The organism is Acidisoma sp. (assembly GCF_965199065.1).
Taxonomy (GTDB): Bacteria; Pseudomonadota; Alphaproteobacteria; order Acetobacterales; family Acetobacteraceae; genus Acidisoma.
Window position 1 is genome coordinate 1,410,032 of sequence record NZ_CBDAQN010000003.1, and the last position, 16,482, is coordinate 1,426,513.

At 65.7% G+C, this 16,482-nt stretch carries 16 protein-coding genes; 13 read left to right on the forward strand and 3 right to left on the reverse strand.

Annotated elements, in window-relative coordinates; all coding sequences use genetic code 11:
• Nucleotides 1-39 precede the first annotated feature (39 nt).
• The 9 genes from ACOEQ1_RS14645 to ACOEQ1_RS14685 all read left to right on the forward strand — a co-directional run bounded on the left by ACOEQ1_RS14645 (nt 40) and on the right by ACOEQ1_RS14685 (nt 8,552).
• Nucleotides 40-1,296 carry an NRAMP family divalent metal transporter gene (locus tag ACOEQ1_RS14645; RefSeq protein ID WP_419759977.1) on the forward strand — a complete coding sequence of 419 codons (1,257 nt, stop codon included), beginning with the start codon at nt 40-42 and terminating at the stop codon, nt 1,294-1,296.
• Nucleotides 1,297-1,464: 168 nt separating this feature from the next.
• Nucleotides 1,465-2,457: an ABC transporter substrate-binding protein gene (locus ACOEQ1_RS14650; RefSeq protein WP_419759978.1), complete on the forward strand. Its 993-nt coding sequence runs from the start codon at nt 1,465-1,467 to the stop codon at nt 2,455-2,457.
• Nucleotides 2,454-3,491 carry an ABC transporter permease subunit gene (locus ACOEQ1_RS14655; protein WP_419759979.1) on the forward strand — a complete coding sequence of 346 codons (1,038 nt, stop codon included), beginning with the start codon at nt 2,454-2,456 and terminating at the stop codon, nt 3,489-3,491. The genes ACOEQ1_RS14650 and ACOEQ1_RS14655 overlap by 4 nt, the downstream gene beginning before the upstream one ends.
• The gene (locus ACOEQ1_RS14660) at nt 3,484-4,254 is read left to right on the forward strand and encodes an ATP-binding cassette domain-containing protein (protein ID WP_419759980.1); all 771 of its coding nucleotides are present in this window, start codon (nt 3,484-3,486) and stop codon (nt 4,252-4,254) included. The genes ACOEQ1_RS14655 and ACOEQ1_RS14660 overlap by 8 nt, the downstream gene beginning before the upstream one ends.
• Nucleotides 4,255-4,258: 4 nt before the next feature.
• On the forward strand, nt 4,259-5,335 hold the full coding sequence (locus ACOEQ1_RS14665) for a Gfo/Idh/MocA family protein (RefSeq protein WP_419759981.1): 1,077 nt from the start codon (nt 4,259-4,261) through the stop codon (nt 5,333-5,335).
• Entirely contained in the window at nt 5,332-6,156 is an 825-nt protein-coding gene (locus ACOEQ1_RS14670) for a sugar phosphate isomerase/epimerase family protein (protein WP_419759982.1), read from the forward strand. Before ACOEQ1_RS14665 ends, ACOEQ1_RS14670 begins: the two co-directional genes overlap by 4 nt.
• Nucleotides 6,153-6,920, forward strand: coding sequence for an alpha/beta fold hydrolase (locus tag ACOEQ1_RS14675; protein WP_419759983.1), 768 nt, complete (start codon nt 6,153-6,155; stop codon nt 6,918-6,920). The genes ACOEQ1_RS14670 and ACOEQ1_RS14675 overlap by 4 nt, the downstream gene beginning before the upstream one ends.
• Before the next feature lie 34 nt (nt 6,921-6,954).
• On the forward strand, nt 6,955-7,656 hold the full coding sequence (locus ACOEQ1_RS14680) for a ribulose-phosphate 3-epimerase (RefSeq protein ID WP_419759984.1): 702 nt from the start codon (nt 6,955-6,957) through the stop codon (nt 7,654-7,656).
• Complete coding sequence (locus ACOEQ1_RS14685) at nt 7,653-8,552, forward strand: ROK family protein (RefSeq protein WP_419759985.1); 900 nt, start codon at nt 7,653-7,655, stop codon at nt 8,550-8,552. The genes ACOEQ1_RS14680 and ACOEQ1_RS14685 overlap by 4 nt, the downstream gene beginning before the upstream one ends.
• Here the strand turns inward: ACOEQ1_RS14685 and fdhA are convergent.
• Entirely contained in the window at nt 8,549-9,739 is a 1,191-nt protein-coding gene (fdhA, locus tag ACOEQ1_RS14690; protein ID WP_419759986.1) for a formaldehyde dehydrogenase, glutathione-independent, read from the reverse strand. The genes ACOEQ1_RS14685 and fdhA overlap by 4 nt on opposite strands.
• 176 nt (nt 9,740-9,915) lie before the next feature.
• On the opposite strand from fdhA, the gene ACOEQ1_RS14695 reads away from it, so the two are divergent.
• The 3 genes from ACOEQ1_RS14695 to ACOEQ1_RS14705 all read left to right on the forward strand — a co-directional run bounded on the left by ACOEQ1_RS14695 (nt 9,916) and on the right by ACOEQ1_RS14705 (nt 12,942).
• Complete coding sequence (locus tag ACOEQ1_RS14695; RefSeq protein ID WP_419759987.1) at nt 9,916-11,136, forward strand: NADP-dependent isocitrate dehydrogenase; 1,221 nt, start codon at nt 9,916-9,918, stop codon at nt 11,134-11,136.
• 70 nt (nt 11,137-11,206) lie between these two features.
• On the forward strand, nt 11,207-11,491 hold the full coding sequence (locus ACOEQ1_RS14700; protein WP_419759988.1) for a hypothetical protein: 285 nt from the start codon (nt 11,207-11,209) through the stop codon (nt 11,489-11,491).
• 80 nt (nt 11,492-11,571) lie between these two features.
• The gene (locus ACOEQ1_RS14705) at nt 11,572-12,942 is read left to right on the forward strand and encodes a metallophosphoesterase family protein (RefSeq protein WP_419759989.1); all 1,371 of its coding nucleotides are present in this window, start codon (nt 11,572-11,574) and stop codon (nt 12,940-12,942) included.
• Between the two features lie 63 nt (nt 12,943-13,005).
• Here ACOEQ1_RS14705 and ACOEQ1_RS14710 read toward each other — a convergent pair whose 3' ends face one another.
• Nucleotides 13,006-13,611 (reverse strand): hypothetical protein, encoded by a 606-nt coding sequence (locus ACOEQ1_RS14710; protein ID WP_419759990.1) that lies wholly within the window; start codon nt 13,609-13,611, stop codon nt 13,006-13,008.
• 340 nt (nt 13,612-13,951) lie between these two features.
• Entirely contained in the window at nt 13,952-15,424 is a 1,473-nt protein-coding gene (gene zwf / locus ACOEQ1_RS14715; protein WP_419759991.1) for a glucose-6-phosphate dehydrogenase, read from the reverse strand.
• 131 nt (nt 15,425-15,555) lie between these two features.
• Here zwf and ACOEQ1_RS14720 point away from each other — a divergent pair, with 131 nt between their 5' ends.
• The gene (locus ACOEQ1_RS14720) at nt 15,556-16,464 is read left to right on the forward strand and encodes an N-acetylmuramic acid 6-phosphate etherase (RefSeq protein WP_419759992.1); all 909 of its coding nucleotides are present in this window, start codon (nt 15,556-15,558) and stop codon (nt 16,462-16,464) included.
• Nucleotides 16,465-16,482: the final 18 nt, after the last annotated feature.

Below are 16,482 nucleotides of genomic sequence, written 5' to 3' on the forward strand. Positions count from 1 at the left end.
CGCATTTGCAGTGTTACCCGACGAGCAGGATGAGCGGCGATGACTGAGCCGAGTTTGAAGACCAAATCCGTGCGCAGCGGACTGCGCCCGAGGCTGCCGTTCTTCGCGGTCTTCGGACCCGGCCTCGTCGTCATGCTCGCGGACACCGATGTCGGCAGCATCATCACCGCCGGCCAGAGCGGTGTGCAATGGGGCTACAAGCTGCTCCTGCTCCAAATCGTGCTCATGCCCATTCTCTACATCGTGCAGGAGTTGACCGTCCGGCTCGGCATCTTCACCGGGCGCGGCCATGGCGAACTGATCCGGACGGCCTTCGGATCCGGCTGGGCCTGGCTCTCCGCCGCCGGCCTCGCCGTCGCCACCGTCGGCGCTCTCCTCACCGAGTTCTCGGGCGTCGCCGGCGTGGGCGAGTTGTATGGGGTCTCGCGCGCCGTCACCCTGCCGCTCGCCGTCATCGCGCTCCTCGCGATCGTCATCACCGGCTCCTACCGCCGGGTGGAGCGGGCCGCCATCATCATCGGGCTCTTCGAGTTCGCCTTCTTCGGCGTCGCCTGGGCGGCGCGGCCCCACCTCGGCTCGCTTGTGCATGACAGCCTGTCGGTGCCCATCACGAACACGAGCTATCTCTACCTCGTGGCCGCCAATATCGGGGCGGTCATCATGCCCTGGATGATCTTCTACCAGCAGTCGGCCATCGCCGATAAGAAGCTGACGGCGGAGCATTATCACGCCGCGCGCTGGGACACGGCGATCGGCTCCATCCTGACGCAACTCGTCATGGCCGCGGTGCTGGTCGCCGCCGCCGCCACCATCGGGCGGCACGATCCCCGTGCCACCCTCAACACCGTCGGCGACATGAGCCAGGCGCTCACGCCACTGCTCGGCCAGCAGGTCGGGCGGCTGGTCTTCGGCCTCGGGGTGCTCGGCGCGGCCTTCGTCGCCGCCATCGTGTCCTCGCTCGCCCTCGCCTGGGGATTGGGCGAGGTCGCCGGTTACAGGCGCTCTCTCGAATACCACCCGTTCAAGGCGCGCTGGTTCTACGGCGTCTATGCGATCGCAGTCATCGGCGGCGCGGCCGTGGTCGGCTTCGCCCCGAACCTCATCTCGCTCAATGTCGGCGTGCAGGTCATGAACGCCCTGCTGCTGCCGCTGGTGCTCGGCTTCCTTATCCGCCTGGCGATGGTGACCCTGCCGCCCGCCTACCGGTTGCGAGGCTGGTACTTCTGGGTGGTCCTTGTCGTCTGCACGATTACCTGCGCCCTCGGCGTCTATGGCGGCCTGAGCAGCGTCCTCTGATCGTCAACGCTTCCGGTTGACAGAAATTAATTTCCCGCATTAATTTCTCGGTTGATGAGGCTAGGCTGGCGGGCGATAGCGTGGCCTGATGCGGTCGGCTAAGCGCTACCGGCGCGGCCGGAACGACACCAAGAAAACGACAATAATAACGATATCGGGAGTCAAGATATGGAACGGCGTTCTGTCTTAGGCGGCGTCGGCTTTGGCCTGGTAGGGGCTGCGTCGCTGCTGGCCACCAGCCGCGCTCAGGCGCAGGACAAATCCTTCACCGTGGCGCTGGTGCCGGGTCTCACCACCGACGCTTTCTACATCACCATGCATCGTGGAGCGCAGGCCGCCGCCAAGGCCCTGGGCGTCAAGCTCGTGTTCCAGGGCGCACCTGCTTTCAACCCTGTGGAGCAGGTGCCGGTGCTGGATGCCGTCATCGCCCGCAGGCCGGATGCGCTGCTCATCGCGCCCACCGACAAGGTGCAGTTGATCGAGCCTCTGCGGGGCGCCTTCAACGCCGGCATTCCCGTCATCACCGTCGACACCTATATCGGCACCGGCGTCTACCAGACCGGCAGCGGCAACGCCGATTTCCCGCTCTCCTACATCGCGTCGAACAACACGCTGGGCGGGCAGATGGCGGCGCGGGCGCTCGCCAAGGCCATCGGCGGCAAGGGCAAGGTCTACGTCTCCAACGTGCAGCCCGGCGTCTCCACGACCGATGAGCGCCAGGAGGGCTTCATCTCCGAGATGAAGAAGGACTATCCCGGCATCACCGTCCTGAACACGCAGTTCAACGATGACGACGCCAACAAGGCGGCGTCTCAGGCGCAGTCCGTGCTGGCCCGCAACTCCGATCTCGCCGGCATCTTCGGCGCCAACCTGTTCTCGGCCATGGGTGCCGCCAATGGCATCCAACAGGGCGGATCGGCGGGCAAGGTCAAGGTTGTCGCCTTCGACGCGCCGCAGACCATCATCGGCAACATCAAAAGCGGTTTGATCGACATCGCGATCGCGCAGCACCCGGCGGAGATCGGCTGGTTCGGCGTGGCGGCAGCCTACGCGCATTTGACCGGGCAATCCATTCCGCCCGCCATCGCAACCGGCTTCACCGTCATCGACAAATCCAACGTGGATGACGCCGACATCCAGAAATTCATCTACACCTCGTGAGCGCCCTAACGTCCACGCGCGCGGCCCCCGGAGTTTCCCGGGGGCGCCGCACCCTGGCAGTACTCGCCTCCGCCCGGGCCTGGATATTCCTCTTTCTCCTGCTCGTCGTCTTCGAGATCTGGTCGCAGATCGCCTATGGCTCGACCTTCGTTTTCAGCATCTTCAACATCCGATCGGTCGCTGTCTTTGCGGTCGCACCCGTACTCCTCGGGCTCGGCCAGACGCTCGTCATCATCTCGGGCGGCATCGATCTCTCGGTCGGCTTCACCATGGGCCTCGCCGCCGTCATCGCCGCGAACATCGCGAATGTGGTCGGCGCGTCCGCCGGTCCCGGCATCGGCCTGCTGGCGGGCGTCGCGGTCGCACTGATCGCGGCCATCATTCCTGGATACATCAACGGGCTGCTGATCGCGCGCCTCCGCGTGCCGCCGTTCATCGGCACGCTCGGCATGTATGGCGTCGCCCGTGGAGCCGCCTACCTGTTCTCCAACGGCACCACCGTGCCGGTGTCCAACAGCTGGCTGACCTATCTCGGCAACGGACGCATCGCGGGCTTTCCCGTCATCGTCATCGTCACCGTCATCTTCGTGGCGCTCGTGCATTACCTGCTGTCGGAGACGTTGTTCGGGCAATACACCTACGCGATCGGCGGCAACCGGCAGGCGACGCTGCGCGCCGGCGTCAACGTCCGCCAGGTCACGATCCTGCTCTACATCCTCTCCGCGGTGACGGCCGCCATCGACGGCATCCTCTACACGGGCCGGTTCGCTGCCGGCGCGCCCCAGGCGGGCGAGCCGCTGCTGCTCGACAGCATCGCCGCCGTCGTGATCGGCGGCGCCAGCCTCTTTGGCGGCTCAGGCACGATCATCGGCACCATCATCGGCGCGCTCATCATCGCCGTCATCCAATATGGCCTCGTCTTCCTCGACGTGGAGCCCTTCTGGCAGTTCATCGCGGTGGGCCTCGTCATCATCGTCTCCGTGCTCGTCGACCAGAGCCAAAGGCGCTTCGGGGGAGGACGGGTCGATGAGTGAAAGCAAGATGGGGAGTGACATCCTCGCCGGTGATCCGGTGCTGCAGACCATCGGCCTCTCCAAGCGCTTCGGCGGCGTGCATGCGCTGGAGCGGGTGGATTTCACGCTGCGCGCGGGCGAGGTCGTGGCGCTGGCCGGCGACAACGGCGCGGGAAAGTCGACCTTCACCAAGATCGTATCGGGGGTTTTCCAACCCAGCGAAGGCGAGATCCGCTACTGCGGCAGGACCGTGACCTTCGACGGGCCGCAGGCAGCGCGCACGCAAGGGATCGAGACGATCTACCAGGATCTGGCGCTGGCCGATAACCTCGACATCGGCGGCAACGTCTTTCTCGGCCGCGAACTCAAGACCAAGTTCCTGTTCCTTCCGCGCATCGACCGGAAGCGCATGCGGGAGGAAGCGGCGAAAGCCATCAAGGTGCTGGACGTGCATCTCGACCGGCTCGACCGTCCCGTTCGCGCCCTTTCCGGCGGCCAGCGGCAGGCGGTCGCCATCGGGCGGGCGATCCATTGGGATGCGCGCGTGCTCATCATGGACGAGCCGACGGCGGCCCTCGGGGTGCCCGAGCAGCGCAAGGTGATGGACCTCATCCGTTCGCTTAAGACCAAGGGCATCGGCGTGATCTTCATTTCGCACAACCTCGCCGACATGTTCGCCGTCAGTGACAGGATCGTGGTGCTGCGGCGGGGCGTGGTGTCGGGTGAGCGTATGGTGGGCGAGGCCGACCCGGAGGAAATCGTGCGTCTCATGGTGGGGCACTGATGTCATGCCGCGCAAGGACGATCGCCGCCTGAGGATTGGCGTGCTGGGCTGCGGCCCGATCGCGCAGTTCGCACATTTCGAGGCATGCACCAAGGCCCGCAATGCCGACCTCTATGCCATCTGCGACGTCGCCGAGGATCTCCGGACCCGCATGGCCGCGACGCACATGCCGGAGAAGGCTTTCGCCGACTACGACTCCATGCTGGCAGATCCCCAGGTGGAGGCCGTCATTGTCGCGACCTCGGACGCCTTCCACGTGCCCGCGAGCTTGCGCGCGCTCGAAGCCGGCAAGCATGTGTTCTGCGAGAAGCCGGTTGGGGTCTCCGTCGAAGAGGTCGAGCAGCTCCGCGATGCGGTGGCGCGTTCGGGGCTCACGCTGCAGATCGGGCACATGAAGCGCTTCGATCCGGGGCTGGAGGCAGCCAAGATTTTCGTCGACACGGAAATGGGCGAATTGCTCGCGCTGAAGGCCTGGTATTGCGACAGCACCCATCGCTACACGATGACGGATGCCGTGCAGCCCTTGCCCGTCACCAGCAAGAGCGCGCGCAAGCCCTCGGGCAATCCGAAAGCCGATCTGCAGCGCTACTACATGCTCGCCCATGGCAGCCACCTGGTTGACACCGCACGCTGGCTGTGTGGACCAGTCACCGAGGTTCATGCGCGGCTTTCGGAGCGCTTCGGGGCCTATTGCTGGTTCGTGGAAACGAGCTTTGCCAACGGGACGCTCGGGCATCTCGATCTCACCGTCGCCGTGCGGATGGATTGGCACGAGGGGCTGCAACTCTACGGCCAGAACGGCAGCGTCGTCGCGAAGACCTTCAACCCCTGGTATTACCGTGCCAGCGATGTCGAGATCTTCCATGAGGCCGATGCAACCACGCATCGCCCGCTCGGCGCCGATGGGCATTTCTATCGCCGCCAGATCGAGGGCTTCGCCGACACCATCCTGCATGGCGCGCCCATGCGTGGCGCGGATGCCGAGGATGGCGTCGCCAGCATCCGCGCCATGGTCGCCATAGCCCGTTCGGTCGAAAAGGGGCGGGCCGTGCGACTGGATGAAGTTTCGGGTGCGTTGTGAGCCGCCTCGGCATCTTCGCGAAGACCTTCCCCGGCACCACGGCCGAGGCCGTGCTGACGGCCGCTCGTGATGCCGGCTACGGCTGCGTGCAGTTCAACCTCGCCTGTTGCGGATTGCCCTCGATGCCGGACGACGTGCCAACCGGAACGGCGGCGGCCATCGTTGCGGCCAGTGCGCGGACGGGTGTGGCGATTGCGGGCCTCTCCGGCACCTACAACATGATCCACCCCGATCCGGCGGTGCGCGCTCAGGGGTTGCGGCGGCTTGAGGTGTTGTTGAGTGAAGCGCGAGCGATGGGCACCTCATTGGTGACGCTCTGCACCGGCACGCGCGATCCCGAGGATCAATGGCGGCATCATCCCGACAACGACATGCCCGCCGCCTGGGCCGATCTGCTGACGGAGACGGAGAAGGCCGCCGCTTTGGCGGAGCGCTACGGCATTGATCTCGGCATCGAGCCGGAGCACGCCAATGTTGTGAGTTCGGCGGCCCACGCGGCACGGCTGCTGAGGGAGGTTCCCTCCCCGCGGCTGAAAATCGTCCTCGACCCGGCGAACATGGTCGAGGCCGCCGACACCGATCAGCCTCGCCTGTATGCCGAGGCTTGCGACCTGCTCGGTGACCGCATCGTCATGGCCCACGCGAAGGACCGCGACGCCACGGGCGCCGTTGTCCCCGCCGGGCGCGGCATGATCGATTTCGGCGCCTTCTTCGCCCAGCTCGCGCGCGTCGGCTTCGTCGGCCCGGTTGTCACGCATGGCCTCGCCGCCACGGAGGCTGCTCCCGTGGCGCGCTTCCTGCGTCAGACGGTCGGTTCATGAACGGCTTCTTTGTCGATCGTGGCAACGGTCCGGCCGTCGTGTTCCAGCATGGGCTCGGCGGGGACGAGGCGCAGGTCGCCGAGGTCTTTCCCGATGAGGATGGTCTCTGGCGCCGCCTGACGCTCGATTGTCGCGGCCAGGGCAGGACGCTCCCGGACCCTCAGAACCGCTACGCCATCCGGACGTTTGCGGAGGATGTTCTGAGGCTCGCGGACGAGCGGCGGGTCGAGCGGTTCGTTGCCGGCGGCATCTCGATGGGTGCCGCGATAGCGCTGCATCTCGCCGTGCATCATCCGGGACGCGTGACGGCATTGATCCTCGCCCGGCCCGCCTGGCTTTTCGAGGCCGCGCCCGAAACCATGGCGCCCTACGCCGAAGTAGCGGGCCTGCTCGGCACGATCGATGGCCTCACCACCTTCAACGCCAGCAACACCGCGTTGAGGCTCGCGGTCGAGGCGCCCGGCAATCTGGCCTCGTTGTGTGGTTTCTTTGCCCGGCCGAACTCCGAAGCCACGGCGGCGCTGCTCGGCGCCATCGCGGTCGACGGTCCCGGTGTCACCCGGGATCAGGCCGCCGCCCTCGATGTGCCCACGCTTGTCATTGGCCATGGCCGGGATCTGGTTCATCCGCTTGCCTATGCCGAGACGCTCGCCGCGACGATCCCCGGCGCGCAACTGGTCGAGATCACACCCAAGGCGACGGACCCCGAGCGCCATGCGGACGAGTTCCGCTCGGCCCTGCGCCGATTTCTCACATCCCTCTGAAACCCATCAAGAACACCTCAAGAGGATGCGTCTCATGCCCGGCTCCAACTGGATCGATGACCTGCCGCGCGATCGTTTGATCGCCGAGTATTCGCTGTGGTCGGCGGACCTCGCGCGCTTCGAGGACGACATCCGCCGCACCGAGCCACACGCCGACATCTACCATATCGACGTGGCGGACGGTCATTTCGCCCCCTCGTTCCTGTTGTTCCCGGATCTCGTCGCCCGGCTGCGCCGCCTGACGGAGCGGCCCTTCCATGTGCATCTCATGGTGGCGGATGATGTTCTGCTCAGCCAGATCGACCAGTTCGCCGAGGCCGGCGCCGATCTCATCTCGGTCCATGGCGAGAACGAGGAGGTGCTGCACGAAGCCTTCGCGCGCATCCACGAGCACGACAAGCAGGCGGGGATCGTGCTGCGGATCGAGACGCCGGTGGCCATGCTGGCGCCCTGGCTCGAGGAGGTGCGGTTCGTGACCCTGCTCGGCACCGCCATCGGCGTGAAGGGCCAGAGTCTGTCGGAGGAAGCCTGTCCGCGCCTGCTCGAAGCCTCCCTGCTCATCGCATCGGCGGGACGAAGCCGGGCCATCACTCTCGCGGCAGACGGCGGCATTCGCGAGAACACCGTGCCGCGTCTACGCGCGGCGGGGGCGCAGACCGTGGTGCTGGGGTCGCTCGCCTTCGGCGCGCCCGATCTCGCCGCCCGCACCAAGTGGCTGCACTCCTTGCCTGCATGACGGTCGCGATCGGCATCGACCTTGGCGGCACGGAACTTCGCGCGGCCGTCGTCTCCGCCGATGGCGAGGTGCTGGCCCATGTCCGGACTGAAACCGCTGCCCGGGACGGCCCGGCGGCAGTCGTGTCCCAAATGGCCGAGCTCGTCGGGCGGATCGCCGCCGGCCATGATGTGCGCGGCGTCGGCATAGGCTCGCCAGGGCCGTTGGATGCCGAGGCGGGCGTGGTCGTCCATGCCTCGACGCTGCTTGGCTGGAACGATGTCCCGCTCGCCGCCCTTGCCGAAGCGCGGCTTGGCCTGCCCGTCCGCATCGACAATGACGCCAACGTCGCCGCCCTCGCCGAGTGGCGGTTCGGAGCCGGGCGCGGCCTGCGACACATGGTCTATGTCACGGTCAGCACCGGCATCGGCGGCGGAGTGATCCTTGATGGAAAGCTGATGCATGGACGCCGCAGCATGGCGGGAGAGTTCGGTCACATGACGATCACCGAGGCGCCCGTCCTCTGCACCTGCGGCGCTTTCGGCTGCTGGGAGGCACTGGCTTCCGGCCCGGCGCTCGGGCAGCGGGCGACCGAGTTGGGCACGCTCGGCCGCGTCACCGCCCGCGATGTCGCGCGCCTCGCGAAGGCCGGCGATGCCACCGCACTTGGCCTGTTGGCCGAGGAGGCCCGCTACCTCGGCCTCGGCTTTGCCAATCTGCTTCATCTCTACGCGCCGGAGATGATCGTGGTCGGCGGCGGTGTCTCGGACAGCCTGCCGGCCATGCAAGCGGACATCGAAGCGGTGATCCGGCGCCAGGCGATGCCCACCCATCGGGACGTGCCGATCGTGGCGGCGGCCCTTGGTCAGAGGGCCGGCGTCATCGGCGCCGCCCTCCTCGTCCTGCCGGAGCCCTAGGCCGCCGCGGCAACCATGCCGTGCGGGTCGATGACGTATTTGCGCGCCGCACCCGCATCGAACGCCTCGTAGCCCTGCGGCGCATCCTCGAGGCCGATCACTGTCGCGTTGACGATCTCGGCGATGTTCACCCGGTCGTAGAGGATCGCCTGCATCAGCATGCGGTTGTACTTCAGCACCGGCGTCTGCCCCGTGTGCAGCGTGTGGGACTTCGACCAGCCCTTGCCGAATGCGAGGCTGAGGCTGCCCTCCTTTGCCGCCGCATCGGTGGCACCGGGATCGGCCGTCACATAGAGGCCCGGTATGCCGATGTCGCCGGCCGCCCGCGTGATCTCCATCATCTGATTGAGCACCACCGCCGGCTGCTCACCGCCGGAATGGCCGCGCGCCTCGAAGCCCACCGCGTCGATCGCGGAATCGACCTCCGGCACGCCGACGACCTGCGCGATCATCTCGCCCAGCCGGTCGTGCTTCGAGAGGTCGATCGGCTCGAACCCCATCTTCTTGGCATGCGCCAGACGCTCGGGGTTGAAGTCGCCCACCATCGTGACTGCCGCCCCCAGCAGCCGGGCGGAGGCCGCCGCGGCCATCCCGACCGGCCCGGCACCTGCGACATACACGGTCGACCCGACGCCCACCTTCGCCCCGATCGCGCCGTGAAAGCCGGTCGGGAAGATGTCGGTCAGCATCGTGAGATCGCGGATCTTGGCCATCGCCCGCGCCTTGTCGGGGAACCGGATGAGGTTGAAGTCCGCGTAAGGCACCATGACGTAGCGCGCCTGCCCGCCAATCCAGCCGCCCATGTCGACATAGCCGTAGGCGCCGCCCGCCCGGCCCTCGTTCACCGTGAGGCAGACGCCGGTGTCGCCCGCACGGCAGGTACGGCAGCGGCCACACGCCACGTTGAACGGCACGGACACCAGATCGCCGACGCCCACCATCTCGACGTCGCGGCCCGTCTCGATGATCTCGCCGGTGATCTCATGCCCTAGCACCAGCCCCGCCGGCGCCGTGGTCCGCCCGCGCACCATGTGTTGATCCGAGCCGCAAATGTTGGTGGCGACGATCTTGAGGATGGCCGCGTGCTCGATGCGGCGACCGTCCGGCGCCTCCAGCTTCGGATCTGGAATGTCCTGCACCTCGACCTTTTTCGGGCCGAGATAGACGACGCCGCGATTGCCGCTCATGGATGGCTCTCCCTCAGTGCAAGCCGGTTTTCTTGCCGGTCGTTCACGCTTACCCTGCCCCTTCCGCGACGTCGCTTCAATGGGTGCCAGACAGGCGCCTGTGACGCGGGGTTGCCGCAAACCGGCCTTGGTGCGAGTTTGCGCGTCAGGACATCCACGACCTCACGAGGACCGACATGGCGAAAATCCCGGTGAAGACCCCCGTTGTCGAATTGGACGGCGACGAGATGACGCGCATCATCTGGGGCTTCATCAAGGAGAAGCTCATCGTCCCCTACCTCGATATCGATCTCAAATACTACGATCTCGGCATCGAGTATCGCGACGAGACGAACGATCAGGTAACGGTCGATGCCGCCAACGCCATCAAGCAATACGGCGTCGGTGTGAAGTGCGCGACGATCACCCCGGACGAGGCCCGCGTCGAGGAATTCAAGCTCAAGAAGATGTGGCGCAGCCCGAACGGCACCATCCGCAACATCCTCGACGGCACCATCTTCCGCGAGCCGATCATCTGCAGCAACGTGCCCCGGCTCGTGCCGCATTGGAATGAGCCGATCGTCATCGGCCGTCACGCCTACGGCGATATCTACCGCGCCGCCGAGACGAAAATTCCCGGTCCCGGTCGCGTCACGCTGAACTACGTGCCCGCCGACGGCAGCGCGCCGATGGAACTCGAGGTCCATGACTTCAAGGGTCCCGGCGTAGCCTTGGGCATCCACAACACCCTCGCCTCGATCCAGGGCTTTGCCCGCGCCAGCCTCAACTACGGCATCGCCCGCAAGTATCCGGTCTATCTCTCCACGAAGAACACGATCCTGAAGGCCTATGACGGCATGTTCAAGGATACCTTCCAGGAGATCTACGAGACCGAGTTCAAGGCGGAGTTCGAGAAGCTCGGCATCACCTACGAGCATCGCCTGATCGACGACATGGTGGCCAGCGCGCTCAAGTGGAACGGCGGCTATGTCTGGGCCTGCAAGAACTATGACGGCGACGTGGAGAGCGACATCGTCGCCCAGGGCTTCGGCTCGCTGGGGCTGATGACCAGCGTGCTCGCCAACCCGGACGGCACCGTGATCGAGAGCGAGGCCGCGCACGGCACGGTGACGCGCCACTACCGCGAGCATCAGAAGGGCCGCCCGACCAGCACGAACCCGATCGCCAGCATCTTCGCCTGGACGCGCGGGCTCATCTATCGCGGCCGGTTCGACAACACGCCCGATGTGACCACGTTCGGCGAGACGCTCGAGCGCGTCTGCGTGGAGACGGTCGAAAGCGGGTTCATGACGAAGGACTTGGCGGTGCTCATCGCGAAGGATCAGCCCTTCCTCACCACCCAGGACTTCCTGGCCAAGATCGACGACAATCTGAAGCTTGCGATGGCGAAGTCCTGAGCCATCCCCTGTTACGAGCGACGCGCCGCATCATGTTCGTTACGGGCCTGTGCCCGAAAAGGATGTGACGATGGCGCGTCGAAAGAGCTTTGCCGGTGGCTTCGCCGCAATGAGCCTCGCCTGGAACGTCCCCCAGGTGATGGCGCTGCGGCTCGCGAAAATCGGACGTGGCGGCAAACGCGGTCAGGCCGAGTCCAGCCTCATGGTGACCGAGAAACTGAAGGCCGCAGTCGAGGCTCAAAGCATCATGGCGCGCGCCATGATCTCAGGCTCGCCTGAAAAGGGCGCGGCGGCTGTGACCCGCATGTACAGCCGCAAGGTCGCCGCCAACAAGCGCCGCCTCGGTAAAGACTAGCCTCAAGGTCATCCAAGCTTCACGAACAGGCTCTGCCGCCAGCCCCATGTTTTCCGCTTGCTACGATAACGGAGGTAAACATGGCACAGCGACCCAAGCGTCATAAGGGCCACACGCACAAGGGCTCGACGGGAACGGGCGATACCAACGGAACGGCGCAGGGTGTTCCGGGCTCCGGTCGGCCCGGCCCCGAGCAGCCCGGCCCCAGCTTCGGACAGCCTGAAGCCACGCCCGACCCCACGAAGTTCGTCGTCTATCATCCGACCGACGCCGCCGCCTACAAGCAGATCGACGAACTCAACCGCGAGCACAAGCTGGCGCCCATTCCTTTCCCGGCGCCGCGAGGCTTGCCGGAGCCGCGTCTGACGCTCGCGGAGGTTCTTGGGCCGAACGGCGCCGCCGCGGAGCAGAAGATAACGAGCGCCGGGCAGATGGTGTTCCACTCGGTCGGAGATACCGGCAATACGCGCGGTCCGGACTCTCAGAACGAAGTCGCCGACAAAATGCTGAGCGATTTCGTGGAGCAGAACGCGAGCGACGTGCCGGTCTTCTTCTTGCACCTCGGCGACGTGATCTACAACTTCGGCGAAGCGAAATACTACTACGACCAGTTCTATGACCCGTACAGGGACTATCCGGCGCCGATCGTGGCGCTGGCCGGCAATCATGATGGCATGGTCGAGCCCGAAAGCACCGCCACAACCCTGACCGCATTCCTCGAAAATTTTTGCGCCGACGGTGATTTCCACACCACGGCGGAAGCGGGTGGCCTCAACCGCACGGCCCAGATCCAGCCTGGCGTGTTCTATACCTTCGAGGCGCCATTCGTCCGCTTCTTCGTGCTCTACAGCAACACGCTCGAAGATCCGGGGGTGATCTCCTCCGAGGGCGGCACCTGGCCCGACCTCGGCGACAGCCAATTGACCTACCTGAAAGCGGCGCTGCAGCGGGCGAAGGACGAGAACTTCGCCGGTGCCTTGATATTGGCGCATCACCACCCGGCCTATACCGCGGGCAGCAAACATGGCTGGAGCATCAAACTTCGCGAGGAGGTCGACGCCATCTGCGATCAGGTGGGTTTGTGGCCGCATGCGGTGCTTTCAGGTCACGCTCACAACTATCAGCGTTTCACCCGCGCCCATGGCCAGATGCAGATCCCCTACATCATTTCAGGGAATGGTGGGCACGGCATCGCCAAGCTCGTGCGCAAAGGCCAGCCTCCCTTGCGCACACCCTCGGTTCTAGACTCCGGCGATGGCGACACCGTGACGCTCGAAAGCTATGACGACCAGAAGTACGGCTACATGCGGTTGGTCGTGAATGCCCAGCAGCTGCGGATCGAGTATCACCCCGCAGATGACGGCGACGCTTCAAAGACGCCGGACGACATGGTCATTGTTGATATTGCAACCAGACTGATCGTGCCGATGAGCCGCCCGGGCGGAAACTGAGATCGTGGAACGAAGCGGAACGGCATGCGCTTGCCAAAAACACGCGCATGCCGTCCTCGGATCTCAGTCGTGTTTTTTGTAATGATGCCGGAACCGGTGGTACTTGAGCGGCTTTGCTTCAACCGCCGCGGGGGGCGCTCCGGGTGTTCCGCAGGTCTCGAAGTCCGTCGATTGCTGCACAGGCACCTTGGCGATGAACTTGTTGAGGTCATCGGGCGATGAAAGCGAGATCGCCTGGTCCAACGTCGGCTTGCTCAGGCTGCAGAATTGGACGCCCGAAGCCAGATTGTAGGTCGACTCCGCATCCGCAAGCTGGGTGATGTATTCGTCGTAGGCGCTTTGCGACCTGGTGCGGCCGTAGGCGCGCGTGAAGAATGAACCTAGAACGTCCCGCTGCTGCCTGAGTTCCGGCTGGAACTTTCGGACGAAGGTATCGTATTTGTCGTCGTCACCGCAGGACAGAGCGATCTGCATAAGCTGCGTCTGCAGGCCGATCGTGTGAGACGCATCGACCTCCTCGGGGCGCGCGCAGATCGGCGGCCGATCCGTCGGCTTCGTCGGGGGCGGCGGGGCGAACTGAACCACATGCACAGGAGGCGGCGGCGGTTTGCACGTGGCGAGACTTAGCAGCATGGGCAGGCAAAGCGCCCGGCCCAAATTTCTCAGCATCTGAGTTCCTCCCGAGATCGTAAAGCGTAGATGGGCTAGCCCAATGATGCTATACGCTCAAAAGGAAGGCGAAAGTGAGTCAAGTGAAGCAGCTGGCTCAACTTTTTCAGCTTTTGGATTAATTCATAGAGGCAGCGTCGTTAGCGCCTCCAAGCGGCTCCCCGGCATACCCGATTGCCGCGAGAGATGTCTGCGGGAACGCCGGAAGCGTCCAGTGACAACACAACGCGCCCCGGCAGCCGTCATCGGGCGACGCGGCGCATGACCATGCCATGAAGCTTGGGGCCGTCAGGAAAGGCGCGCCGGGCGTAGCGATACCCGGCGCAGCCATTGCGTGCGGCTATTCCTCGTGCCAGGTGCGGCCGTCGCGCTCCAGCAGAGCAATCGCCGAGGATGGACCCCAGGTTCCCGCCCGGTAGGGTTTTGGCGGCTCGTTCGTGGCCGCCCAGGCATCCTGAATGGGGTCGATCCAGCTCCAGGCCGCCTCGACCTCGTCGCGGCGCATGAACAAGGTCTGGTTGCCCCGTACCACATCCATGATGAGCCGCTCATACGCATCCGGATTTCGAACCGAGAAGGCCTTGGCGAAGCTCATATCCAGCGGCACGTACTGCAGGCGCATGCCTCCCGGCCCGGGATCCTTGATCATCAGCCACAGGCGAACGCCCTCATCCGGCTGCACGCGAACGACCAGCCGGTTTGCCTGCAGCGTGCCCGCCGCTTCTTCGAATACCGAATGCGGAATGCCGCGGAACTGCACCACGATCTCCGACACCCGGCTCGGCAGCCGCTTGCCCGTCCGCAGGTAGAAGGGCACGCCCGCCCAGCGCCAGTTGCTCACCTCGGCCTTCAGGGCGACGAAGGTCTCGGTCATGCTGGTGGGGCGCTCCAACTCCTCGAGGTAGCCGCGCACCGGCCCCTTGGTGGAGGCGCCGGCCGTATACTGGCCGCGCACCGTCATCGCCGCGACCTGCGCCGTCGACATCGGCTTCAGCGACTTCAGCACCTTCAGCTTTTCGTCGCGCACGCGGTCGGCATCGAGGGAGGTCGGCACTTCCATGGCGGTCAGGCACAGGAGCTGCAGGATATGGTTCTGCATCATGTCCCGCATGGCGCCAGCCGTGTCGTAGTAGCCGGCGCGCGTTTCGAGCCCCAGATCCTCCGCCACGGTGATCTGCACGTGATCCACGTATTTGGAGTTCCAGATCGGCTCGAACAGGGAATTGGCGAAGCGCAGCGCCATCAGGTTCTGCACCGTCTCCTTCCCCAGGTAGTGGTCGATGCGATAGATGCTGCTCTCCGGGAAAATCTTGCCGACGGCGTCGTTGAGGGCCTGGGCCGATTCCAGATCCTTGCCGACCGGCTTCTCGATCACCACCCGGCTCTTGGGCGATGCGAGCCCATGGGCGCTGATCTGGGCGCAGATGGGCCCGAAGATGTCGGGCGCCGTGGCCAGATAGAACACCCGGATCCGGTCGGGGGCGTCACTCAGCTTGGCGGCGAGGTCGCTCCAGCCGTCGGAGCCCGTGGCATCCATCGGCACGTAGCCGACGCGGGCGATGAATTGCTCCAGAACCTCCTCGTCGATGTCGCTGGTCGAAACGAAACTCTGGATGGCGTCGCGCGCCATATCCCTGAATTCTTCATCGGACATGTGGCGGCGGGAGGTTCCGATGATCCGCGCCTCGGCAGGCAGCTGGCCGCTGCGGTCGCGCTGGTACAGCGCGGGCAGGAGCTTCCGGCGAGAGAGATCGCCGGAGCCGCCGAAGACGATGATGTCGAAAGGATCCACGGTGATAATGCGGGCTACCATGCGCTGAGGTTCCTCTTCAGGCGAGACGCTAGCATACGCACCTGCAGCAAATTGGCTAGGAGGCCGGTTAAGCGCTGTACTGCCTTGACGCAGAAGCCTTGCTGTCGTCATGGGGGCACATGACCCGTTCCATGCCCTTGCCCCGTACCGAAGAGGTGAGCGCCCGCTACCGGGACCTCGACCTGTGGGACAGCGCCGAGGCGGCGGAGGCTCTGTGGGAGGGGCAGATGGCCGCCGTCGCCGCCTTGCGCCCGGCGCTGCCGGCGCTCGCCGCCGCCGCCGATGCCGCCGCCGCCCGGCTCGCGAGCGAGGCCGGACGGCTGATCTACGCCGGCGCGGGCACCTCCGGCAGGCTCGCGGCACTCGACGCCGCCGAATTGCCGCCGACCTTCGATTGGCCGCATGAGCGAACCGCGTTGCTTATCGCCGGGGGCACGGCAAGCCTGCTTCGTGCCGCCGAGGGGGCCGAGGACGACACTGGCGCCGCCGACGTCGCCTTGGCGGAGTTGCAGGCGGGTTCGGGGGATGTGCTGGTCGCGCTCGCGGCGAGCGGCGGCACGCCCTTCACCGTCACCGCGGTGGAAAGCGCCCGCGCGCTCGGCGTGCTGACGATCGCCATCCTAAACAGCCCGGGCGCCCCATTGGTGGCCGCCGCCGAACACGCGATCCTGATCGACACCGGCGCCGAGGCTATCGCCGGTTCCACCCGCATGAAGGCGGGAACGGCGCAGAAGGCTGCGCTGACCTTGCTCTCGACCCTCATCATGATCCGCCTGGGCCGGATCCATGCCGGCCGGATGATCGAGATGCGGCCGACCAACGCCAAGCTGCTGGCACGGGCGCGGCGGATGGTGGCCGAGCTGACCGGATGCGATCCCGCGGCCGCGGCCGCCGCGCTCGACCATGCAGGCGGCAGCACGAAACTCGCCAGCCTCATGATCCTGAGGGAGCTTGATCGCGCCGCCGCCGAAGCTCTTCTCTTCCGCAATGGCGGCATCCTCCGGCAGGCGCTGGGGGACACAGGCGGCCCTTCCCTGTAGAAACGAGCCCTCGATCCA